The sequence below is a fragment of the Spirochaetota bacterium genome (assembly GCA_030154445.1).
Classification (GTDB): Bacteria; Spirochaetota; Brevinematia; order Brevinematales; family Brevinemataceae; genus Brevinema_A.
Genome location: JAGUQW010000007.1, coordinates 1 through 24,054, shown reverse-complemented (window position 1 = coordinate 24,054; position 24,054 = coordinate 1). Strand labels below are relative to the sequence as shown.

General features: G+C 29.3%; 17 protein-coding genes and 6 tRNA genes. 11 read left to right on the top strand and 12 right to left on the bottom strand.

Translation table 11 applies throughout. The features are described from left to right. Positions 1–41: 41 nt before the first annotated feature. Both KFW21_04175 and KFW21_04170 read left to right on the top strand, forming a co-directional pair. Positions 42–947 (top strand): 1-phosphofructokinase family hexose kinase, encoded by a 906-nt coding sequence (locus tag KFW21_04175; GenBank protein ID MDK2818626.1) that lies wholly within the window; start codon positions 42–44, stop codon positions 945–947. 23 nt (positions 948–970) lie between these two features. Further along, entirely contained in the window at positions 971–2,824 is a 1,854-nt protein-coding gene (locus KFW21_04170; GenBank protein ID MDK2818625.1) for a fructose-specific PTS transporter subunit EIIC, read from the top strand. Between the two features lie 77 nt (positions 2,825–2,901). Here the strand turns inward: KFW21_04170 and pth2 are convergent, their stop codons facing one another. The 10 genes from pth2 to KFW21_04120 all read right to left on the bottom strand — a co-directional run bounded on the left by pth2 (position 2,902) and on the right by KFW21_04120 (position 9,288). After that, on the bottom strand, positions 2,902–3,270 hold the full coding sequence (gene pth2 / locus KFW21_04165; GenBank protein ID MDK2818624.1) for an aminoacyl-tRNA hydrolase: 369 nt from the start codon (positions 3,268–3,270) through the stop codon (positions 2,902–2,904). Between the two features lie 44 nt (positions 3,271–3,314). Beyond that, positions 3,315–3,386: transfer RNA gene (locus KFW21_04160), tRNA-Gly, on the bottom strand. A gap of 16 nt (positions 3,387–3,402) precedes the next feature. After that, positions 3,403–3,485: transfer RNA gene (locus KFW21_04155), tRNA-Leu, on the bottom strand. 41 nt (positions 3,486–3,526) lie between these two features. Further along, positions 3,527–3,600 (bottom strand) — tRNA-Arg (locus KFW21_04150). Between the two features lie 60 nt (positions 3,601–3,660). Continuing rightward, a tRNA-His gene (locus KFW21_04145) sits at positions 3,661–3,734 on the bottom strand. A gap of 5 nt (positions 3,735–3,739) precedes the next feature. Then, positions 3,740–3,813: transfer RNA gene (locus KFW21_04140), tRNA-Arg, on the bottom strand. A gap of 14 nt (positions 3,814–3,827) precedes the next feature. Continuing rightward, positions 3,828–3,902, bottom strand: a tRNA-Pro gene (locus tag KFW21_04135). 84 nt (positions 3,903–3,986) lie between these two features. After that, positions 3,987–6,350 (bottom strand): hypothetical protein, encoded by a 2,364-nt coding sequence (locus KFW21_04130; protein MDK2818623.1) that lies wholly within the window; start codon positions 6,348–6,350, stop codon positions 3,987–3,989. A 225-nt stretch (positions 6,351–6,575) separates the two neighbouring features. Then, the gene (locus KFW21_04125; GenBank protein MDK2818622.1) at positions 6,576–7,994 is read right to left on the bottom strand and encodes an adenylosuccinate lyase; all 1,419 of its coding nucleotides are present in this window, start codon (positions 7,992–7,994) and stop codon (positions 6,576–6,578) included. Positions 7,995–8,016: 22 nt separating this feature from the next. Continuing rightward, positions 8,017–9,288, bottom strand: a complete 1,272-nt coding sequence (locus KFW21_04120; protein ID MDK2818621.1) for an adenylosuccinate synthase — start codon at positions 9,286–9,288, stop codon at positions 8,017–8,019. A gap of 1,058 nt (positions 9,289–10,346) precedes the next feature. On the opposite strand from KFW21_04120, the gene KFW21_04115 reads away from it, so the two are divergent. Next, on the top strand, positions 10,347–11,660 hold the full coding sequence (locus KFW21_04115; GenBank protein MDK2818620.1) for a sodium-dependent transporter: 1,314 nt from the start codon (positions 10,347–10,349) through the stop codon (positions 11,658–11,660). A 211-nt stretch (positions 11,661–11,871) separates the two neighbouring features. On the opposite strand, the gene KFW21_04110 is transcribed toward KFW21_04115, so the two are convergent. Together KFW21_04110 and KFW21_04105 are read right to left on the bottom strand one after the other, a co-directional pair. Next, positions 11,872–12,531, bottom strand: a complete 660-nt coding sequence (locus tag KFW21_04110; protein ID MDK2818619.1) for a DNA alkylation repair protein — start codon at positions 12,529–12,531, stop codon at positions 11,872–11,874. Positions 12,532–12,563: 32 nt separating this feature from the next. Continuing rightward, on the bottom strand, positions 12,564–13,673 hold the full coding sequence (locus tag KFW21_04105) for a GAF domain-containing protein (protein MDK2818618.1): 1,110 nt from the start codon (positions 13,671–13,673) through the stop codon (positions 12,564–12,566). A 179-nt stretch (positions 13,674–13,852) separates the two neighbouring features. On the opposite strand from KFW21_04105, the gene KFW21_04100 reads away from it, so the two are divergent. The 8 genes from KFW21_04100 to KFW21_04065 form a co-directional block, all read left to right on the top strand. Further along, positions 13,853–15,616, top strand: a complete 1,764-nt coding sequence (locus tag KFW21_04100; protein ID MDK2818617.1) for an adenylate/guanylate cyclase domain-containing protein — start codon at positions 13,853–13,855, stop codon at positions 15,614–15,616. 29 nt (positions 15,617–15,645) lie between these two features. Further along, positions 15,646–16,173, top strand: a complete 528-nt coding sequence (locus KFW21_04095) for a hypothetical protein (protein ID MDK2818616.1) — start codon at positions 15,646–15,648, stop codon at positions 16,171–16,173. Positions 16,174–16,280: 107 nt separating this feature from the next. Further along, a complete protein-coding gene (locus KFW21_04090) occupies positions 16,281–16,565 on the top strand; it encodes an HU family DNA-binding protein (GenBank protein MDK2818615.1) in 285 nt (94 codons plus the stop codon). A 270-nt stretch (positions 16,566–16,835) separates the two neighbouring features. Next, entirely contained in the window at positions 16,836–18,296 is a 1,461-nt protein-coding gene (gene dnaX / locus KFW21_04085; protein MDK2818614.1) for a DNA polymerase III subunit gamma/tau, read from the top strand. 10 nt (positions 18,297–18,306) lie between these two features. Further along, positions 18,307–18,609, top strand: a complete 303-nt coding sequence (locus KFW21_04080; protein MDK2818613.1) for a YbaB/EbfC family nucleoid-associated protein — start codon at positions 18,307–18,309, stop codon at positions 18,607–18,609. A gap of 17 nt (positions 18,610–18,626) precedes the next feature. Then, positions 18,627–19,232 (top strand): recombination mediator RecR, encoded by a 606-nt coding sequence (gene recR / locus KFW21_04075; GenBank protein ID MDK2818612.1) that lies wholly within the window; start codon positions 18,627–18,629, stop codon positions 19,230–19,232. Between the two features lie 133 nt (positions 19,233–19,365). Continuing rightward, a complete protein-coding gene (gene nifJ / locus KFW21_04070) occupies positions 19,366–22,896 on the top strand; it encodes a pyruvate:ferredoxin (flavodoxin) oxidoreductase (GenBank protein MDK2818611.1) in 3,531 nt (1,176 codons plus the stop codon). Between the two features lie 131 nt (positions 22,897–23,027). Continuing rightward, the coding region (locus KFW21_04065; GenBank protein ID MDK2818610.1) for a hypothetical protein at positions 23,028–24,054 on the top strand (1,027 nt) is incomplete at its 3' end.

Here is a 24,054-nt window from a genome sequence, read left to right as displayed (position 1 = left end):
TTCTTATAAAATATCTATCTATTTTTATTTAGGAGATAAATATGATTACAACGATTACATTAAATCCAGCAGTGGATTATCATATTAGTATAGATGTATTAACTCAAGGAGAAAGTTTATCGTCTAGCTGCTCTGAATATTTTGCTGGTGGCAAAGGTATTAATGTTTCAAATGTCTTAAAAAATCTTAAAAAAGAAACAAATGCTGTTGCTTTTTTAGGAGGATTTACAGGAGATTATATCAAATCACTTACCAAAGATATCTTGATTCCTATCCCTATTCAAGATACGACTAGGATAAATACAAAATTAAAAACATTAAAAACAGAAACAGAAATTCATGGAGTAGCACCTAATATTTCTCTTGAAGAATTTGCTCAACTTAAACAAAAACTGCAATCTATGAATATGGATTATCTTGTATTGTCTGGATCATTACCTAAAAATTTACCTATAGACAGCTATTTACAAATAATTAACACGGTAGCACCAACAACTCAAATTGTTCTTGATACAAGAGGGCAAGCATTAAAAGAAGCCATTAATAGTCCAAATCTCTTTTTATTAAAACCAAATAAAGCAGAGTTAAGTGAATTTTTTAATTGTAAAATTGATACAAATCAAGATGCACTTGTGTATGCTAAAAAAATGTATCAAGAATATGATATTAAATTTTTAATTATTTCTTTGGGAAGCGAAGGAGCTTATTTTTTGTATCAAGATCAAGTTTATTTTTCAAAAGGATTAGAAGGTAAATTAATCAGTAGTGTGGGTGCTGGAGATTCTATGATAGCAGGATTTATTTCAAAATATATAGATACTCAAGATGCAATAGAATCTTTTAAATATTCTATTGCATGTGGTAGTGGAACAGCATTTTCTCATGATTTATGTACCTTAGAAACAGCTAATGAATTATATAACAATGTTATCGTAAAATTAATATAAAGTTTATATAACAGGAGCTAATTATGAATAAAGTTACAAAATTATTACAAACTGGAAATATTTTATTAGATTTGGAGTTATCTACTAAGGATGATATTTTAAAGCATATTGCAACACATTTTGTACAGCAAGGATACGCAAGTTCTATAGAACAATTATTATTAGCTCTAAATAAAAGAGAAAAGATAGATCCTACTATTATTGACACTTATGTAGCTATGCCTCATGCGAAATTAAAAGATATTAATCAAGCTAGTATATTAATTTTACGTTTGAAAACACCTGTAGTATGGAATCTTGAAACTAAAGAAAAAGTATCTTTAATTATTATGTTGGGACTTCCAGAACATAATAATAATCTTCATATTGAAGTTATTTCTGAAATTAGTCAAATCTTATTAGAAGAGAGTGGAATTCAAAAATTATTAGCTTTCGAAACTCCTCAAGAAATTATAAATTTTTTAGATAAAGGTGTTTTTTCTATAGATGATCAGACAAATTATAATACTTCTGCAATCGTTGATATTGTTGCAATAACAGCATGTCCTACAGGAATAGCTCATACTTATATGGCAGCAGATGCTTTGAAAAAAGCAGCAAAAGAACAAAATATTACTATTAGAGTAGAAACTAATGGATCAGATGGGCCTAAAGATATTTTGACTGAACAAGAAATTTCTCAAGCAAAAGCAGTTATTGTTGCATCTGATAGAGAATTAGATTTGTCTAGATTTAATGGTAAAAAAATGCTTGCAACAAGTGCTGGAAGAGGAGTAAGAGAATCATCTAAATTAATCAAAGAAGCATTATCGCCTTCTTTGCCTGTATATTTTTCATCAAATCAAGATAATCAAAATAGCGTGAGTACTAATAAAGGTATTTATGGTCAATTAATGACAGGGGTTTCTTATATGTTACCTTTTGTTGTTGGTGGCGGTATTTTAATAGCCTTAGGATTTATGTTTGGTATCACTTCTGCTGATCCGAATGCTGTTGATTATAATCCTATTGCAGCCTTTCTAAATACTTTAGGTGGAAAAGGAGCTTTTGCTTTGATGATACCTGTATTAGCTGGTTATATAGGATTTGGTATAGCTGAAAGACCTGCTTTAATGCCTGCAATGGTTGGTGGTTCATTAGCTGCTAGTAGTGGTGGTGGATTTTTAGGAGGATTACTAGCTGGATTTTTAGGTGGTTATTCTATTATTATTTTGAAAAAAGTTTTTGCTAAATTACCTAAATCATTAGAAGGAATTAAACCTGTATTATTGTATCCTGTCTTTGGATTATTACTAATGGGCTTAGGTTTATTTCCATTATTAAAAAACATAGCTGGATTAAATAATGCTATAGAAGCATTTTTGAATTCAATGAATAATACCAATTTGATTTTACTAGGAGCAATACTAGGAGGTATGATGGCAGTAGATATGGGTGGGCCTGTAAATAAAGCTGCATTCACTTTTGGTATTGCTGCAATTTCTGCGGGTAATAATTATCCTCATGCAGCAGTTATGGCTGGAGGAATGGTGCCACCACTTGCATTAGCTTTGGTTACAACAATTTTCAAAAATAAGTTTAGTAAAACAGAAAGAGAAGCTGGAATGACTTGTTATGTATTAGGTGCAAGTTTTATTACAGAAGGAGTAATACCGTTTGCTGCTAGTTATCCTTTGATAATTATTCCAGCTTGTGTGATAGGTTCTACCGTAGCAGGAGCTTTATCAATGTTTTTTGGATGTCAATTACCAGCCCCTCATGGTGGTATTTTTGTATTTCCATTAATTACTAATGTTGGTTATTATATCTTATCAATTCTAATAGGAACACTAATTACAACAGGAATCATAGGAACATTTAAAAAAGTAAATCAATAAGATATATTAATATTAAAAAAACAGCTCTATTTATCAGAGCTGTTTTTTTTTGATATTAATATTATATTTTAGAAGGTTTATAATAGAGGAAGGTATCTGGTAATAGGATCTACTAGATTTGTAGGTGCAGGTCCAAATCCAATAGCTGTGAGAGTTGCTTGGCCTCCAAATTCTGTTTTACCAGCATCTTTGATAATAGCACTGGCTAAACCTGTTGCTTGTATTTTTTCCCAAAGGTCTAAAAGTTCTTCTTCAGAATGAACCCCTACTGCAATTTTTGTTTGTCCGTGGGTAAACCATTGTTCTACATGATGTTTAGTATCAGGTCGAGAAAGACCATCAAAAACAGCACTCACAGAAGCATGAGCTCCTTGAGCTATTAATTTACCTTTACGAATACCATTAATATTTGGAAATTTGGTACGAATTATAAGAATTTGTTTCATAAAATTACTCCGTATAAGAAAAACCGTCCTAAAGGACGGTTTCTAGCGGGAGAAGGGATTTGAACCCTCGACCCTCGCCTTGGCAAGGCGATGCTCTACCCCTGAGCTACTCCCGCGATTGTTTGTTTTTCTTGCGAAAGGTGGGACTCGAACCCACACACCTTTTGGGCACTAGATCCTAAATCTAGCGTGTCTACCAATTTCACCACTCTCGCTAATGAATACTTAAAATAAGTAGTAGAATAGTATTTCACCTCACGCCCAGTAGGATTCGAACCTACGACCTACGGATTCGAAGTCCGTTGCTCTATCCAGCTGAGCTATGGGCGCAAAAAATGGGTGATTATTAAGATTGAACCCATAGAATTATTTTCTATGGGTTCAAAAATGGGTGAGTAATGGGATTCGAACCCACGGCCCCCGGAACCACAATCCAGTGCTCTAACCAACTGAGCTATACCCACCATATCGTGCCTGACAGGATTCGAACCTGTGGCCAACGGCTTAGAAGGTCGATGCTCTATCCAGCTGAGCTACAGGCACATTACATTTTTACTTCGGGGTAGTAAGATTCGAACTTACGGCCCCCTGTTCCCAAAACAGGTGCGCTAACCGAGCTGCGCTATACCCCGTAAAATAGTAATATATTATATAACGAAAAATAAATAATGTCAATACTTTTTTGAAAAATAAATATATTTATTTTTAGTCTTAATTTATATATTTATTTTTAATCTATATATTTTAGATTCCATATTATGTGGACCACCTATTATAGGTGCTCGTGGAACAAGTTGACCACCAATTAATATTAATTCATCTTTAAGACCAATAAGCTGTGCACCATATAATGGTGTTGAAGGATTTATTTCAAATCCTTTATCTGATTTAAACCAATTCATACCTTTATCTGATGAATAAAAAAGAGATCGTGTTGTTGAATCTAATAAATAAATAATACCATTATACTCTGTTCCTGCTAGAGGACCTTCAAGATTTGAAGTTTGAACAGGTGGTGCCCCACCCAAAGTTGTGGATGATGTACTAGGTGTTCCTCCAATATGTCTCTGAATCCAATTAGTTCCATTATTTTCACTGATCCATACATCATTTGTAGGGCTTGGAATACCACTAGTATCCATTGCGATACCACCTACAAGAACTAATGTTTTTCCTATAGAAAACACTCTTGAATGCACTCTACTTGTCCATTCAGCTTTACTTGTTAGTGGACGCCATGAAATAGAATTAAGAGTTGAAGCTATACTTATATCATTAGTATAGGTACCATAAATTATAGGAGATCCTATTACAGCAATAGGATCTAGTGAATAGGTTCCCCCCATGATAAATAAAGTATTATTATGAGTCACCATAGATTGATGATATCTATTTCTTAATCCAGTCCCTTGTACAAGGGTTGTACTCCAAACATTGTTAATATTATTATTAAAAGAAAATTTATCATTACCAACAGCTCCAGCACCATATACCCAAAATATTTCTTTAGTATATTTTGGTGATTTTTTGCTTGTTGCACCTACCATTTGTTGAAAATCTCGATCTGGTAAATGATTTAGTGTAAGCGTAGTATCTTGATATATAGGAGTTCCACTAGTAATATTTTTAATAGTATATATAGAATTATAAACATCTTGTAATTTTCTTGTCCCTATTAAATACTGAGGAATACTACTAGGGGTAGCACCACTATTAGTATATCCACCAACTAAATGGATAGTTGATGTTGCTGTATCTACAAATGCTTGGAAACTAGATCGCCCTGCAATAGTAGCTCCTGTATTATCAACCCCTAATATTGGATTTGATATCTCAGGAAGAGATGAAAAATTTATAGATTGTGGTACTAAAGTCTGATAATTTTTTAATGAAACTTTTACAATAGGATTATTAAATCCATCTATAGTATTAGCTATTAATACAGTACTAATACCACTTTTTTCAGTAATATTTAAAAATTTTTCAGAATAAGTTTGAACTTCATCATGACGAAAATCTATAAGTTTAAAAATTCCATTTTGTAAAGTAGGTCCAAGTAAATAATCTTCTTCAATATAAAAAAAATTATAATTTCTTGTAATACGTACAGAATCTTCTGTACCATTAAAAAACCAATGAGAAGTATTAAGAGGATTATACCTTGTTGTACTTTGAGATATAAACTCAGTAAATGTTTTATTTAAAAAAGGTGTTAAGGAACTATCTAAAACACGAATAGTGTTAAAAAATCCATATTCCCAAGCTATAATCTCATTAAGTTCATTTTCTAATTTTGCTATCTCTAAATTTAAATTTACGGGATTAACAATTTTTTCAATTATTTGTAATCTTGGAAATTCATTATTTAAATCAAATTTAATTCCTATTAAAACAACATCTGATCCTTTAGTATATTGATAAATAGTTGAAATATCAGATACATTTTTAACGAATGTTAAATTGAATGTTTCTAGATCAAGAGATCCATCATTTTTTTTAGTAGTTTTCAACAATTTAGCATGGTTTACTTGATGTTCAGGAGTCAATTCATTGATACTAATAAATAAATTATTATCTGGCTTAAATATACCTGCTACAGATGTTTTAACAATAGGACTGATAGCACTAAGAGTGTATAAAGCTGGACTTTGTATAACTTTTCCTAAATCAACATCTTTTATATCTGTAGAGTTTTCCAAATTTTTTGCAGCATTTCTTGCTAAAGATCTAGATTTTTGAATTACAATTCCTAGGGCTGTTCCTTGAGAGTTTTTTTTTAAATAGACTCCAATATACTGACCATCATAACTACCCCAACCATCAAGTTTGTATGTAATTACATTTTCTCTATACGATTCTCCTTGGAGGAGTTTGTAATAACTATTTATAGCTTCATTGTTATTTTTGATTAAAACATGTTGTTCTTTAGAAAAGAATATATAAGATAATCCACTTCTTTTTTCAAATAATAATCCATTAACAGGATCTAGAGCAGTAGGATCAACAGCGCCTGCGAGCTCAGGTAGTATAGAACAGTTTGAAGTTAAAAATATTGATAATAATATAATAAGTTTTTTCATGAAGCACTCCTGAATATTTAAATAGTGAAATATATAATAAAAAATATAAATAAACTATTTTTAAATTAGTACATAATGTATCGATTTTGTTTTCAAAAAAGATTAGTATTTTAAAGATTAATTACACAAATAATTAGAGTGTATGAGATGTAATTAGTCTAACAATGACTGATAGACTTAATATTATAATAGATATTGTTAGATATTTCAAGTATAAAAACTAAATCAACTTATCTTTTTAATAAGGGACTGATATTTTATTAATATAGGTGCTACAATATTTGTTAAAAAATCTACTGTTTGCTTTGTAGCGTAACCTGTAAAATTATTTGCATTTAATGTTTCTGTAATTTCTTCTAAAGTTAGAGGAAATTTATCATCAGTACTCAATCGGGTAATAAGATCGTTATCCAACGCTTCGTATTTTACTTTATCAGATGATTTCATTGAATGCCCACGAATAATTTCATGTAACTCTTGTCTATCTCCACCTTTTTTAACGGCTTTCATTAACAAAGCTTCTGTAGCAATAAAAGGAAGTTCTTCGTTAATATGTTTTTCAATTATCTTAGGATAAATAGTCAATCGACTAGATATTTTTTCACAAAGTATTAATACAGCATCCGTTGCTAAAAATAATTGAGGCATCGTAACTCTTTTATTTGCAGAATCATCCAATGTTCGCTCAAACCATTGTGTAGAAGCAACTAATGAAGGAGAACTACTTAAAGAAATAATAAATTTAGATAGAGAAGAAATACGCTCTGACAAGATAGGATTTCTTTTGTAAGCCATGGCACTAGAGCCTATTTGCTTGTCTTCAAAAATTTCTTCCATTTCTTTTAATGATTGAAGTAAGCGAATATCATTTGTAAATTTATGTGCTGATTGTGCTATTTGATTTAGAAGATCTGCAATTTTAGAATCGATTTTTCTATCATAAGTTTGACCACTAACAGGAATACTTTTTGTAAATCCTAATTTTTTGACTATTAAAGAATCAAGTTGTTTAAATTTTTCATAATTACCATCAAACAGATCAAAAAAACCACTACCTGTTCCTACAGCACCTTTGATACCTCGTAAAGTAAGATTGTCATAGATATAATCCAAATCTTGTAAATCCATAACAAAACTTTGTATCCAAAGAGTTGCTCGTTTACCAACTGTGGTTAGTTGAGCTGCTTGAAAATGTGTAAAACCTAGTGTAGGGATATCTTTGTATTTTAATGCTAGAATTGATAAGGCATCTATTGTTTGAACAAGACCAATACGGATAATCTCTAAACCTTTTTTGATTTGAATAAGATCAGTATTATCTGTAACAAATGCAGAGGTTGCTCCAAGGTGAATAATACCTTTAGCACTAGGTGCAACATCTCCATAAGCTTTGATATGTGACATTACATCATGATGTAACTCTTGCTCGTATTTTTTGATATTTTTATAATCAATATTAGTTAAGTTATCTTTTAAATCTTGTATTTGTTTTGGAGTAATAGAAAGCCCAAGTTCCATTTGAGATTCAGCCAGAGCTATCCACAATCGTCTCCAAGTAATATATTTATTATCATTGGAAAAGTTAGCAAGCATACTTTCAGAACTATAGCGTTCTGACCAAGGTGCATTATAAAATTCTGACATATAATCCTTCTTTCATTATGTATTATCTAATAATAAATTGATCTCTATCAGCACCTGTAGAGATGAACGATATACGACAATTAACTAATTCTTCTATTTTTAAGATGTATTTTTGGGCAGATATTGGTAAAGTATCAAATGATTTACAGTTGGATATATCTTCTGTCCATCCTGGCATTTTTTGATAAATAGGTTTGGCAGATAGATTATCTTCTATAGAAGAAGGAATATAATCTATTTTTTGATTATTAATTTCATAAGCTACACAAATAAGAATTTCTGTCAATCCACTTAAAATATCTATTTTCGTAAGAGCTATGTCTGAGAGTCCATTAATAGATACGGCATGATTTACAACCACAGTATCAAGCCATCCACAACGACGAGGTCGTCCTGTAGTAGCTCCGTATTCTCCACCTTGTTCTCTGAACCATTCCCCTTGTTCGTCTTGAAGCTCTGATACAAAAGGACCTTCTCCAACACGAGTTGCATAAGCTTTGCATACCCCTATATTTTTATTTATATGTTTGAAAGCAATACCAGAACCAACACAAGCACCATTAGTAGTAGGCGATGATGAGGTAACATAAGGATAATGACCGTGATCTATATCTAACATCATTGCTTGAGCTCCTTCGAGAAGTATTTTTTTATTTTGTTTCAAAGCAAGTTGTAATACTTGTTCAGCATCAATAATGCGTTTTTTTAATTTTTCAGCCATAATCATATAAGAATCAAAGATTTCTTCAAAAGATAAAGCGTCTTTATTGAAGACTTTAGTTAATAATTGATTTTTGATATTTAATGTATTTTTTAATTTTCGTGCAAAATTATCTTTGTTAAGAAGATCCTCTACACGAAGACCAATACGCTCGAATTTGTCGCTATAACAAGGCCCAATACCGCGCTTAGTTGTTCCTATTTTGTCATCACCTTTTAATGTTTCCCATAATCCATCTAGTATAATATGATAGGGCATAATAAGATGTGCTCTACCACTAATTAATACATGATCTGTATTAAAATTTCTATTTTCTAATTCTTCAATTTCTTCTAAAAAAATAGCAGGATCAATAACTACCCCTGTACCAAGGATACAAATACTATGAGAATGGAGTACACCAGATGGTAATAAATGAAGTACAAATTTTTCTCCGCCAACATGAACAGTATGACCAGCATTGTTACCACCACCAAATCGAACAACATAATCAACATCTTTGCCAAGACTATCAATTACTTTTCCTTTTCCTTCATCACCCCATTGGGTACCAACAAGTATATTTACAGGCATAGAATTCCTCTTTAGTTTTGCAAAAAAAAAGACAAGGATTTCACAATTCTTGCCTTTTACAAATTATTTCTTTTAATTATACAATATTATTAGAAAAAAACAAGAGTTTTAAAAATTATTTTTATATTTATATTTATTTGATAAATCAATATTAAGATATTTATATATGATAATATAATGATTTTCAATCAAAAAAGCAAAGATATTAACTATCTTTGCTTTTTGTAATCTATTTTATTTTTAATATATTATATTTTGGTATCGTTTGATTTTGGTTGTGATAGAAATCTATCAGTCTCTCGGATAGAGTTAGATACCATAGCAAAAGAACTTACCCCTGTACTAACAACTAATGATAATAATACTAATAATCTGGTCATAATCTATCTCCATATTTTATATAACTATTCAACGCGTTTGAATAATTATATTATAACTTTATAATATAATAAGTCGTATACTTTATTTATGGATTCGAAATATTATAAAATACTTTCTATATAGGATATAATACAAGTGCTTAAAATTAAGAAATCTAGCAAGATTTTTATCTTTACTGGATAATAAAAAGTAATTTCCCTTGTCTTTTAAATTTTTCTAAATTATTGAGTTATCTTCGGATCATTCTTTTTTCTTTTTAAAAAAAACTATATGATGCATGTAGATATAGATCTTCTTTGTTTTGTAAGATCATTGTTTTAATCTATTATCGTGGATAACTTTATATAAAATTTTATAGCTTTGTATAATACTACGATTGGATATTAAATAGTAATATTACATACGCTGGATTTTATAATTTTAAGTAAGACAAAACTTTTGCTAACTTTAATAAATATATTTTTGAATGATACGCTAATTACTCAACGATTGTATGTTATATAGAAAATATTAACGATATAATAGATATGATTATTGTAGTTGTATTTCTAAGTATTTTTCATATTATACTAAATAATACAAATTCTTGTATTTTAAAAGTAATATTGACATAGGATTTTTTATCGTCTATAATTTTGATAACTATTATAATTTTGAGTTATATCAAGGGGATGTAAATGAAATCACAAACTAGAGGATTCTTTGAATCTCGAGTAGGATTTATTCTTGCTTGTATTGGTTCTGCTGTGGGTATAGGTAATGTGTGGTTATTTCCTTGGCGTGTAGGAGAATTTGGTGGTGCTATATTTTTGTTATTATATTTTTTCTTCATGATCTCATTAGGAATAGTTGGCTTGATCGGTGAATTTACCTTAGGTCGTATGTATAGTACAGGACCTGTAGGAGCTTTCGAGAAAGCTCTTCAAACAAAAAATATATCTTGGGGAGCTTGGGTAGGTTCAATTCCTATGTTAGGTGCTCTTGGTATTGCTACGGGTTATGCTGTGGTCGTTGGTTGGATTTTAAGATTTTTATGGGGATCTATAGATGGATCTTTAATGAATGCTCAAGTGGGGGATTATTTTGGAGCAATAGTTGGTGATTTTGGAAGTCTTTTATGGCATACAAGTGCAATTATTGGTACTGTAATAATTTTGTTAGCAGGGGTAAACAAAGGTATTGAAAAAGCTAATAAAATTATGATGCCTTTGTTTTATATTTTGTTTATCTTACTCTTATTAAGAGTTTTCACTTTACCTAATATCAAAGAAGGTATGGATTATTTGCTTATTCCAAAATGGGAAATGTTACGAAATCCCAAAGTTTGGTCAATAGCATTGGGTCAAGCTTTATTTTCTTTGTCCTTAGCGGGTAGTGGGATGGTAGTATATGGCTCTTATCTCAAAAAAGATGTGAATATTGTGGATGTAGCGATACAAACAGCTATGTATAGTTCTATAGGAGCTTTATTGTGTGCTTTTGTTGTAATTCTGTCTGTATTTTCTTTTGGTTTGGATCCTACTGCTGGACCACCTTTAGTTTTTATTACACTACCATTAGTCTTTCAGCAAATGCCTTTTGGACAAATTTTTGCAATATTGTTTTTTTTATCCGTATTTTTTGCGTCTATAACATCTCTAATTAATTTGATGGAATGCCCCATAGAAGCCTTACAAAATCGCTTCAAAACAAATCGTACTATAGCTGTGTTAATCGTAGGTGCTTTTATGTTAGGAATAGGGGTATTTTTAGAAAATGCTAATAATGTGGGTGCTTGGATGGATGTTATATCTATTTATATTGTACCTTTAGGAGCAGCTTTGTCTGGTATTATAATTTATTGGGTAGTCGATGAGTATCATTGTAAACGAGAAATATCTCAGGGAAATACTCGAAAATTACCTATATGGTTTCATCCATTAGCAAAATATTTTTTTGTTGGAACGATGATTTTTGTTCTTATTCTTAGTATTTTTTTCAAAGCCATATAATCATTAACATATTAACAAAAATAAAAGCCTTCCTACAAATTGGAGGGCTTTTTGGTTTCAAAGACGATTTTTATTTTTCTGTGAAATCAAACGATGCATGACACTAAATGTATTAATTATTGTACTACAAAGAATTATATATACAATAAATATTATTAAATTTATTTAAATGATACTAAGGTAGAATTCTATAGTACTGATTTCTAAATAGTTATTTTATATATTTTAGTCCTTCTTTTTTAGATAAATTGCTGAGATCTTTGTGTTGGTCGATAAATTCTTTAATCCACAATGGATTTGTTTTACTATACTCTCGTAGTATCCACCCTATAGCTTTTTGGATAAAAAATTCAGAAGAATTTTTGTTGAAAATAATAATTTCTGTTAGTAATGAAGTATCAAGATTTTGTTTATGTTTGAGTTGTAAAATAATGGCAGATCTTTTTTGCCAAATAGAATTTGTATTGTTCCAAGTCAGAGATACCTCTCTTAGATATTCTGGATGTTGTATAATCCATAATGAAAATGGTTTTTGTAAAGCATCAATAGAATCCCACCAAGGGTATAAATCTATTAATAAGTATAATTGTTGGAAATCAAGATAAGAAAATTTATGAATGTGTATTGTTAATAAATCTATAGCAATATAGTGAAACTCTCTTTTATTTTCATAAAATAATTGATATAGAATCTCAATTATTTCTGAGGTAAATAGGGAAAGAGAAGTTTGTAAAAATGGTTTAGTAATTTGACGAAGTTTGGGTTTTGGAATACCATAAAAAGAAAATTTATTTTTCATATATTGGCTTTGTTTGTGAGCTATTGAGGGATTGTAATTTTTCTTTAGTATTTGTTTTAGGGTATCAATCATAAGTGTTATAACTAGGACTTTGTATCATAAAATTATTTTTCCAATCCATAAATATTCATTTTATGTCTAAGCGTATTACGATTTATTCCTAGAAATTGAGATGTTTTTAGTCTGTTGTCTTTATTTTTTTTGAGAGCTGCCGCTATAAGTTCTTTTTCTATACTACTAATTGCTAAGTTGTAAATATGCCCTACAGGTGCCAACATTTTACGCTCAGCCCATTGAGAGAGAGTTTCATCGTAGTGAGAAATACTATCTTGGGCTACAGAAAATTCTAAAATTTTGTTTACAAAATTAATATCAGTATTGGCATTTTCTGTAAAATGATAAATTTTATCTGCAATAAATGTTATATTTTTTTGTATATTAGGAATAATTATTCTTGTATAAGGAATTTTTTGATTGTTTTCTGTTTTGAGAATTTGAATTTGTAATTCTTTGAATAAAGATGGGATTATTTTGATTTCTTCTGCCATTTGATCTTCTTGAAAGAGAATTTCACCTGTATTTTTAATAATACAGGTACTATAGGCTTTTAATTCTTTTGTTAAAATTTGAAAAATTTCTTCTACTGAGGTAACAGTAGAAGTATTAATAATATTTTCTAAAAGACGATTATTTTTTTCTGCAAGTTGTGTCTCTATATAATGGGAAATAATAAATCCAGTGTGACTACAAATCATTTGTATTAATTCTAGATGCTTTTCTGTAAATGCATTAGTGTCCGTATGATCCAAAACAATAACACCAAGAACACTTCCTCTAACAGTAATAGGTAGTGCCATTTCAGAGCGAACTTTAGAATTAATTGCTATATATTTGGGATCTAGTATGATATCATTAATTATTTTAGGGATACCCTCTTCAATCACTGTGCCTGCAATACCATCACCAACATTCATGTTAGTCAAATTAATACTATCTTGATTAACACCTTGTTCGGCATAAAAAAATAACTGACTAGAATGCTGATGTTTGAACATTATAGAACCACTAGTAGCATTTGTAATCATGATACATTCTTTTAATACTGTATTTAGAATAGGCTTTATATCAAGAGATTTTTGCATAGAAGATGTTAAATAAAAAACTTGTTTTAGCTCTTTAATGTAAGTTTCTAAATAATTAGGATTCTGAGACATATATTACTTCCATGATAATGTGTTGTTTTTTCTAGATAAAATTATTATAATATATTATACAACATATTTAAGTATAATACAAAATTATTTATGATAATATATTTATATGAAAAGTTGATTTTTTAGAATAAGTATTTTATAATAGAATTTATTTATCATCTAGCAGGTTTTATAATTTAGTGAATAAAAAAAATAGCCACTCTTTTGCTGAATTGCAGAACTCTAATAAACAAATTTATATCAAAAAAAGTCTCAAATATAAAATACTTTTTGTAGTTGTTCCATTATTTTTGATTGCTTTTGTTTTTTTAGGTATTACAATTTATTTTACAACTAATAAAAGTGTTACAAATATTGCAAAAGAGTTTATTGGATACAAATTAAAAGAAACTGTCCAATTTTCACAAGAACAAGGATTTGTGTTTAATTCGGAAAATATTACAGAACAGATCAATAATAATTCTATTATACTAAAGTATGCACAAAAATTTACAGATGAATTATTTATTATAATTCCATACAACTACCCAGAAATCACAACACCAGTGTACAAATTTACTTTGAATGAAACTATCACTAAAAATCAAATTGATAATTATTATCGTTTAGTAAAAGAACAAGAAGATCGAAGAGAGCTTGATATAGAGTCTTATAACAGCTGGTTAGATATACAAACAAAAGATAATATAGAACTTGTAGGATTATTCATCCCTAATACAGAGTTACAAAGTTGGTTTATATTACTTGTTGATAAAAATATTTTTTATAATCCAGTAAAAGAAATGATGTATTATTTATTTATCATACTGGCTATCAGTCTGATTGTGTTAATTATAATTATATTATTTTTTGTAAATTTTATAACTCACCCGTTAACAAATTGTGTACAGACGATACAATCTATAACAAATAGTATGGATTTTAGTAAAAGAGTTAGAATTTTATATCCTGATGAAATAGGAGTTCTTGGTCAATACTTTAATAATATGGTACAAGAATTAGAAAAATCATATAATCAAATAAAAAATTACGCCTATCAAACAGTACTGGCTAAACAAAAAGAAGAAAAAATTCGTTTTATTTTCCAAAAATATGTACCAAGTGATGTAATAGATTATGTTCTTAATAGATCTTCAGATAGTATGCTTATAGGTGTAAAACAAAATGTATCTGTATTGTTTTCTGATATTAGAGATTTTACAACAATTTCTGAGCAGTTAGATCCTGAAGAGTTAGTATTGTCTTTAAATATATATTTTACAGATATGGTAGCTCAAATTATAGAACAGAAAGGTATTGTTGATAAATTCATAGGAGATGCTATTATGGCTCTATTTGGAGCTCCGGTAGTTTCCAAATACTCTGCTGATCATGCTTTGAATGCAGCTTTAAAGATGATACAAGCTTTAGAGTATTTCAATCAAAAACAAACAAAAATTGGTAAAATCACTTTTCAAGTAGGAATAGGGATAAATACAGGAGAAGCAATCGTTGGTAATATTGGATCTGAACAGAAATTGGATTATACTGTTATTGGTGATACGGTGAATTTAGGAGCAAGGCTTGAAGGATTAACAAAATCTTATCAAGTACCAATTTTAATAAGTGAATTTACTAAAAATGCAGTAATACATAAAAATAGGTATTCATTTATTAATGTGGATACTGTTAAGGTAAAAGGAAAAGATCAATCTGTTGTAATTTATACTCCAAAACTCAAAAGCACCCTTACTCAAGATGAAGAGATATTTTATACACAATATCATATAGCACAAGAGTTCTACTATGCAGGTCATTTTGAAAAATCTTATGAAAAATTTTCATTATTAAAAGAACAGCCATATATATCCTATTTAATTACTTTATATGTACAAAGATGTGAATATTTAATACAGAATCCACCTACTAATTGGGATGGTGTAGAAACTTGGAAAATAAAATAATTAATAAAATTATTATAAAGAGAATTATTATGAAGAAAAAAAAGTCCAAATTTTCTTGGACAGAAAATTTATTGTGCGATCATCATGTATTTAATGATGGTAGTGAATTATATAAATGGTCTCAAATAAATATAAATAGTAATATAGCTGAATTTTTGTTGATTGATACTCCCTATCCTTTGTTAAAAAGCTTAGGGGGAGTGTCTATTGAAGTAGGTGAAGTAAATTTACTTCCAATAAGTTTGGATGAAATTATAGAATTATTTAATAATTTTATTGAAATACTAGATAATAAAACTATTTTTTATAATGTTATTCAAAATATAGAATTTTTACAGATTTGGTTAGAAAAAAGAGGTTTAAAAATTTCCTGTGCAGAATATTGTGATGGTTATATTTATAATAATGAATTAGTGAATTATTATAAAGATGATTTAGGGATACGAACACTTCAATTCAAGTATAAAGATGGTATAGGCAGTACTTTTATATTATATAAATTGGCTTTTTTCAAAACAATTGATAAATTTTTTATGTTTCAAATTCAAATTTACTAAATTGCATAATAATTTATTTATTTTATTTATTATAAATGCTTGAATTTTTTTTAGAAGTAAGTTAATATATATAATATAAAAAGATAACCAAAATATGGAGGAATTACATGAGTACATTAAAAGTGACATACGTTGCAATAGGGGAAGCAGTTGCGGCTAAATTAGGCTTACCAAAAAGTAAAGGTGCTGAATTAGGGCGTGTTTTCGTTTCTGAAGTTGTAGCTTCTTTACAAGAAGGAACAACAGTAGAATTAACAGGATTAGCAACATTATCAGTTGAAATGTCTAAAGCTCGAACAGGACATAATCCTAAAACAAGAGAACCAATCCAAATTCCTGCAAAAAAACGTGTGAAAGCATCTATTTCTGGAAAACTTAAAAAAAGTTTATAAAATTATAAAAAACCTTCTTAATTATATGTAAGAAGGTTTTTTTTATAATTTTATTAAATACAAATTATTAGTGTAATCTTGTCAATATTCTATATATCTGAAACAAGATATAAAGTTATTGAAAAAATAATTATAGGTGTTTATTATTAAATTTTTGAATAATTTTTTATAAATTGTAGGTATTTATTATTTTAATGAAAAATCCTTGAATTTTTTTGAAAAATAATATTATAATATAGGTGTATTGTATATTATAATATTGAGGCAAAAATGACTAATTATCAAGTGACTGCACGGAAGTGGAGACCACAGGATTTTTCACAAGTTGTTGGGCAGGAACATGTTACAAAAGCTCTGACTAATGCTATTAATAGTGGTAAAGTTCCTCATGCTTATTTGTTTTCGGGCCCTAGAGGAGTTGGTAAGACAAGTACAGCTCGTATCTTATCAAAATTATTAAATTGTATTCATAGTCCTAATATTTGTGGAGAATGTGTTGCTTGTAAAGAAATTACTTTGGGACAAGCCCTGGATGTTAGAGAAATTGACGGTGCTTCAAATAGAGGTATTGAACAAATTCGTGAAATTCGTGATAATGCTATGTACACTCCTCTATCATTAAAATATAAAATATTTATTATAGATGAAGTACATATGCTTACCAAAGAAGCCTCTAATGCTTTGCTTAAAATTTTGGAAGAACCACCGAAACATATAATTTTTATGCTTGCTACTACGGAGTCAAACAAAGTTCTTCCGACTATTCGTTCACGCTGTCAACATTATTTATTGAAAAGAATTTCTTTAGAAATATTAATGGAAAGATTGGCTTTTATATTGGATACAGAATCTTATACCTACGAAAGAGAAGCTTTGGAAGAAATTGCTAATGCTGGTGATGGATCTATGCGGGATTCTCAAACTATTTTAGATCAGGTTATTTTGTATTCTCAAGGAAATATTACTCTTACTGCTACACGAGAAATTCTTGGTATACCTGATACTATTTATTTTGAGAAAATCATTCAAGCATTTAGTACTCAAGATATCGTAACAGTTTTGGAACAAGCTAATATATATCTTATGGAAATTGGTGATGGGATGTCTTTCGCAGAAAATTTTACTAAATTCTTAAGAAAAGCATTATTAGTGAAAAAATTACCACCAAACCATTCTTTATTAGATCTTAGTCAAGAAAAATATAATCTTTTAGTAGAAGTGTTCGATAAATTAAAAGATTCAGATGTACTTATATTATTAAATTTATCTTTAGAATTGTGTGATAATATAAGAAAAGAAACATCAGAGCGTTTTTGGATAGAAAGCACACTTTTCAAGATGTTTGATTATCAAAATCGTATTTCGTTGTCTGAATTACGCCTTGAAATTTTTAAAGTATTAGGAAGAGGTGGAGATTCTAATAAACAAATTTTAACTCAAAAATATGTACTAGCTAATGAATCTGCTATTTCTGAAAAAGAACAAGACTCACCACCTTCTAAAAAAATAATTGCAGGCAATTTTGGTACTCAATTTGAAGAACACAAACAAACCCTTAAAAGTCATCCTGTTCAAATAGAACAAGTTATTAAAAAAGTTGATCCTGAAGAAACATCAATTATCAATAATATAGAAAATTTAGAAAGTAAAGAACAAGCTATACAACAAAAGGAAATTACTACAGAAAATTCTTTAGAAGATACCATTAAAAATTTATTTGAAATACCATAAGGAGTTATATATGGGACCTTTTGACAATGTCAAAAACATGATGAAAATGCGTGAAGAAATGAATTCATACAAAAAACAACTCGAAGAAATTCGTATAAAGACAACCTCAAAAAAAGATTATGTAAAAGTAACACTTGATGGTGAAAAAACACTAAAACATCTTGAATTTTCAGATGAAGCAATGAAGCTATCTAAAGAAGATCTTGCTAAATATGTTAAAGAAGCTATAAAAGCTGGATCTAAAGAATTAGATGGATGGCAAAAAAAGAATTTTAAAAATTCTCCAATGGCTCAAATGTTTCAAGGAAAATAATTTTAGTAGAGGACTTCGTGTTACCTGAATCAATAATAAAACTTTCTAAAATTTTAACGAGAATACCCAGTATAGGACCAAAGAGTGCTGAGAAATTAGCAATTTGGTTTTCTGGTTATGGTATAGATTATGCAAAAGATCTAGGAAATATATTAATAGAATTACACAATATTGTTGGAATATGTTCAGAATGTGGATATTTTTCTAACGGACAAGGCAAAATTTGTCAATATTGTTTAGATACAACGAGAGATGAGTCTATTTTATGTTTAGTTGAACAAAATATAGATATTATCAACATTGAAGAATCAAAAGCATTTAAAGGACGATATTTTGTATTAGGTGGAGTTATTTCTCCCTTAGAAGGCGTTACTATTTCAGATCTACCTTTTGAAAAATTGAAAAAAAATATTATCTCAAAAAATATACAAGAAATTATTATAGCTTTAGGTGCTACAACAGAAGCAGATGTAACAACAATGTATTTAAAAGAATTTTTACAAGAAATATCTGTGAAGATTACTGTTTTAGGACGAGGAATCGCTGTAGGAACACAGATTCATTATACTGGTAAAAAAAGTCTTGTAGAAGCATTTAGAATAAGAGAAAATTTAGGTCAATAATAATTATAAAACAAAATTTTTTCAATTTTATAAGTATTGTTACTATATTATACTTATAATGATGGCTTATTATAACATAATAAATAAAGTCATATCAATCAAAAAATATATATATTAATCTTGGAGGCTATTAATGGCTACTAAAATGATGACAATGGATGGGAACGGAGCTGCTGCTCATGTTGCTTATTCGTTTAGTGAATTTGCAGGAATTTTTCCTATATCACCTTCTTCACCAATGGCTGAATCTTGTGATATTTGGTCAGTTCAAGGTAAAGAAAATATTTTTGGGGATACTATGAAAGTTTCTCAATTACAATCTGAAGCAGGAGCTGCGGGTGCTGTTCATGGAGCATTACAAGGTGGTGCTTTAGCAGTAACATTTACAGCTTCTCAAGGATTATTATTGATGATTCCTAATATGTACAAAATGGCTGGGGAATTATTACCAGTCGTTTTTCATGTATCAGCAAGAACTGTAGCAACACATGCTTTATCAATTTATGGAGATCATAGTGATGTAATGGCTTGTCGTCAAACTGGTTGGGCAATGCTTGCGTCAAATAGTGTTCAAGAAGCTCATGATTATGCTATCGTAGCACATGTAATGACTGTTAAATCTCGTGTTCCTTTTGTTCATTTCTTTGAAGGGTATAGAACATCTCATGAAATCCAAAAGATTAATGTTTTAGAAAATGAAGATTATGTAAAATTAGTAGATTTAAAAAAAGTACAAGAATTTCGTGATAGAGCATTAAGTTGTAACAAACCTGTTACTCGTGGTACTGCTCAAACTCCTGATATTTATTTCCAAGCTTTTGAAGCTAGAAATCCTTATTATGATAATCTTGTAGATTCTGTTCAAGAAACAATGGATCAAGTTTCTAAAGTTACAGGTAGAAAATTATCTGTTGTTGAGTATTTTGGTGATGAAAATGCAGAAAGAGTAGTAGTACTTATGGGATCAGCTGCTAAAATAGCAGCAACTACAGCAAAAGTACTCAATGACAAAGGTGAGAAAGTAGGGGTAGTAGCGTTACATTTGTATAGACCTTTCCCAACAAAACATATTCTTGCATCTATACCTAAAACAGTAAAAGCTATTGCTGTTCTTGATCGTTGTAAAGAATTAGGATCAGCTGGAGAGCCATTGTATTTAGATATATGTGAAGCATATTCTGGTGCAAAAAATGCACCAATTATTGTTGGAGGTCGTTATGGACTTTCTTCAAAAGATGTAACGCCTGGTCAAATAGTTGCTGTATTTAAAAATATTGCGATTAGTGAACCAAAAAATGATTTTACTGTAGGTATTGTGGATGATGTAACATTCAAATCTTTGCCAGCTACAGATGAAATTGATATTGTTGCACAAGATATCAAAGAATGTAAATTTTATGGTATTGGTTCTGATGGTACTGTAGGAGCAAATAAAAATTCTATCGGTATTATCGGTGATAGTACCGATCTTAATATTCAAGCTTATTTTGATTATGATTCTAAAAAAAGTGGTGGTTTTACCATCTCTCATTTAAGATTTGGTAAATCTTTAATTGAATTACCTTATCTTGTACAAAACCCTCATTTTGTAAGTTGTTCTTTACCGTCTTATGTTTATAAATATAATATGCTCAAAGGTCTTCGTAAAGGTGGTACTTTCTTACTTAATACTTCATGGACTATAGAAGAAGCTCAAGAAAAATTACCTAATTATATGAAGCGTTATATGGCTGAAAATGATATTAATTTTTATATCATTAATGCAAATACATTAGCTAGAGAAATTGGTATGCGTCAATCAAATACTATTTTACAAGCAGCATTCTTTAAACTTTCAAATATTATTCCTTATGAAAAAGCTGTTGAATTAATGAAAGCAAAAGCTAAAAAATCTTATGGACGCAAAGGCGATGCTGTTGTAGAAATGAATTATAAAGCTATTGATAGTGGTGCAGAAAAATTACAACAAGTACCAATCAAATCAGAATGGAAATCTGTTGAAGGTGATTTTGAATTATCAATTAATCAAGATGCTCCAGCTTTTGTAAGGGATATTGCAGTCCCTGTCAATCAATTAGAAGGAAATTCACTTCCTGTAAGTGCTTTTATCGGAATAAGTATCGATGGAACAATGATTTCTGGTACTACACAGTATGAAAAGCGTTATATTTCTGATATTGTTCCTGAATGGATTGAAGATAATTGTATTCAATGTAATCAATGTGCATTTGTATGTCCCCATGCTGTTATTCGTCCTTTCTTAATTGATAGTGGAGAAGTTGCTTCCATGCCTAATATGGCAACATTGCCTACAACAGGTGCAACAGATTTACAATATAAAATCTCTATTTCTGTTGCAGATTGTACGGGTTGTTCTGCTTGTGTCGATATTTGTCCTGGTAAAGGTGGTAAAAAAGCTCTTGCTATGGAAGATATTGCAACACAAAAAGAAGAACAACTTAATTATGATTGGTTATTTGCTAACTGTAAACCTAAAAATCCATTTGGTAAGAAAAATGCTAAAGCTGTTCAGTTTGAACAACCTCTATTTGAATTCCATGCAGCTTGTCCTGGTTGTGGCGAAACACCGTATATTAAATTAGTAACACAACTATTTGGTGATCGTATGATGATCGCTAATACAACAGGTTGTACTTCTATCTATGGTGGCTCAACCCCTTCAACACCATATACCCCTAATAAAGAAGGGAATGGACCATCTTGGGCAAATTCATTATTTGAAGATAATGCTGAATTTGGTTATGGAATGCATCAAGCTCGTCAAGTCTTAAGAGTTAGATTAGAAAAAATTGTTACACAAGCAATTAATGAAAAAGTATTAAATAATATTGCTCCATTACAAGAATGGTTAGATCATAAAGATGATGCCGATTTATCAAGAGATCTAAATAATAGAATTGTAGAATCTTTAAAAACAGAAAATTCTCCTCTTGCTGAAAAAATTAAGGATTTACAAGATTATTTCATCAAGCCTTCTACTTGGTTATTTGGTGGTGATGGTTGGGCTTATGATATTGGATTTGGTGGATTAGATCATGTATTAGCTTCTCATGAAAATATCAATGTTTTAGTTTTAGATACAGAAGTCTATTCTAATACTGGTGGACAATCATCCAAAGCAACATCTTTAGGTGCTCAAGCACTTTTTGCTCATGCTGGTAAATCAACAGGTAAAAAGAATCTTGGTTTAATGATGACTACCTATGGTCATATATATGTTGCTCAAATTGCTATGGGTTCTAATAAAGCTCATGCTCTTAAAGTAATGCAAGAGGCTGAAGCCTATCCAGGACCATCTTTAATTATTGCGTATTCACCATGTATTGCTTGGGGATTAAAAGGTGGATTGACGAATGCTCAATCTGAAGAGAAATTGGCAGTGGATTCAGGTTATTACCATTTATGGAGATATAATCCTGAACTTACTTTAGCAGGTAAGAATCCTTTTGTTCTTGATTCTAAAGAACCTAATTTCGAACTATTCCAACAATTTATTGGACATGAAATTCGTTTTAATGCTTTAGGACGATCATTCCCTGAACGTGCTAAAATTCTTTTTGAACAAGCTGAAAAACAAGCTAAAAATATGTACAAACATTACAAACGTTTAGCAAATATGGATTATTCAGATAATTCTAATTAATTTTATCTAACAAAAAAACCTTCTAAGTATAGCTTAGAAGGTTTTTTTAATATTATATAAAAAAACTAGATTGTTTTATATTTTTGAGTTATAATATTATTAGTTTTTATTTTTATAAATTAGGAGACAAAATGTTTAAAAGGAAGTTATTTTTTGGGATTAGTACTGTTGTATGTCTTCTATTATTTATTTTTAGTATTATAATATTAACTCAACAAACTGGTTTAATAGCGTTCGCTCGTCAAAAATTTTATGATCAAAAAATAATTAAACAACAACAACTTTTACAAAATAATTTAGCACCTTTAAAGGAAAATATTTTAGAGTTTTCAAAATTTTCTTTTATGGCAGAAGTTTTTACTAAAAAACAACTTGATATAGATGATTTTCCTAATTATATGGCTACAGGTGTTAGAGCTGTTAGAATAACAGATGACAAAGGTATTGTAATTTATACTTCTACAAATATTTCTGAAATTAATAAAAATATTTCTTCAACAATTATGAAATGGAGTAATAATACAGTAAATAATATTCAATTCTTTTTCTTAGATAGAGATACTTTTATAGGTATAACACAATATCGAAATCCATATCTTAACGATAGTACAGGCTATATTATTGTAGAATTTACATCATCAATATTATTTAAAAATTTAAATATTCCTTATTATTATGTAAGAATAATAGAAGATAATCCACCAATATTAATATTAGCTGATACTCAAAATATTAATATTGAATTAGCATCTACCTTAGCTATTAAATATGGTTCATTTCAAAATAGTTTACCAAAGAAAAATGGATCTATATTTGATATTCCTAATGGAAATCGTGTGATTTATTATATAGGAGATAGATTTTATCTCCCTCCTTTTATTATTATTTTTCTTATATTTCTATTTATATTAGCGTTATACTTTATTAGACAATTATATAAATTAGAAGAACCAATGAAATCTGAAGATAATCAAGATTATAGTAATAAAATTACTCAATTAATACAAGATATTGAGCAATGTAATAATTATGATATTACTACAGCTGATTCTCTAATAAATAAAGCTTCAAAATTTGGATATATAGAAGAAGAAGTTGAAGACGATCTAGAAGAGTTAGTGATAGAAGAAGAAGTTGAAGACGATCTAGAAGAGTTAG

Coding starts and splice junctions, on each gene's coding strand:
- KFW21_04175 (MDK2818626.1), top strand. CDS start 42: ATGATTACAACGATTACATTAAATCCAGCAGTGGATTATCATATTAGT.
- KFW21_04170 (MDK2818625.1), top strand. CDS start 971: ATGAATAAAGTTACAAAATTATTACAAACTGGAAATATTTTATTAGAT.
- pth2 (MDK2818624.1), bottom strand. CDS start 3,270: ATGAAACAAATTCTTATAATTCGTACCAAATTTCCAAATATTAATGGT.
- KFW21_04130 (MDK2818623.1), bottom strand. CDS start 6,350: ATGAAAAAACTTATTATATTATTATCAATATTTTTAACTTCAAACTGT.
- KFW21_04125 (MDK2818622.1), bottom strand. CDS start 7,994: ATGTCAGAATTTTATAATGCACCTTGGTCAGAACGCTATAGTTCTGAA.
- KFW21_04120 (MDK2818621.1), bottom strand. CDS start 9,288: ATGCCTGTAAATATACTTGTTGGTACCCAATGGGGTGATGAAGGAAAA.
- KFW21_04115 (MDK2818620.1), top strand. CDS start 10,347: ATGAAATCACAAACTAGAGGATTCTTTGAATCTCGAGTAGGATTTATT.
- KFW21_04110 (MDK2818619.1), bottom strand. CDS start 12,531: ATGATTGATACCCTAAAACAAATACTAAAGAAAAATTACAATCCCTCA.
- KFW21_04105 (MDK2818618.1), bottom strand. CDS start 13,673: ATGTCTCAGAATCCTAATTATTTAGAAACTTACATTAAAGAGCTAAAA.
- KFW21_04095 (MDK2818616.1), top strand. CDS start 15,646: ATGAAGAAAAAAAAGTCCAAATTTTCTTGGACAGAAAATTTATTGTGC.
- KFW21_04090 (MDK2818615.1), top strand. CDS start 16,281: ATGAGTACATTAAAAGTGACATACGTTGCAATAGGGGAAGCAGTTGCG.
- dnaX (MDK2818614.1), top strand. CDS start 16,836: ATGACTAATTATCAAGTGACTGCACGGAAGTGGAGACCACAGGATTTT.
- KFW21_04080 (MDK2818613.1), top strand. CDS start 18,307: ATGGGACCTTTTGACAATGTCAAAAACATGATGAAAATGCGTGAAGAA.
- nifJ (MDK2818611.1), top strand. CDS start 19,366: ATGGCTACTAAAATGATGACAATGGATGGGAACGGAGCTGCTGCTCAT.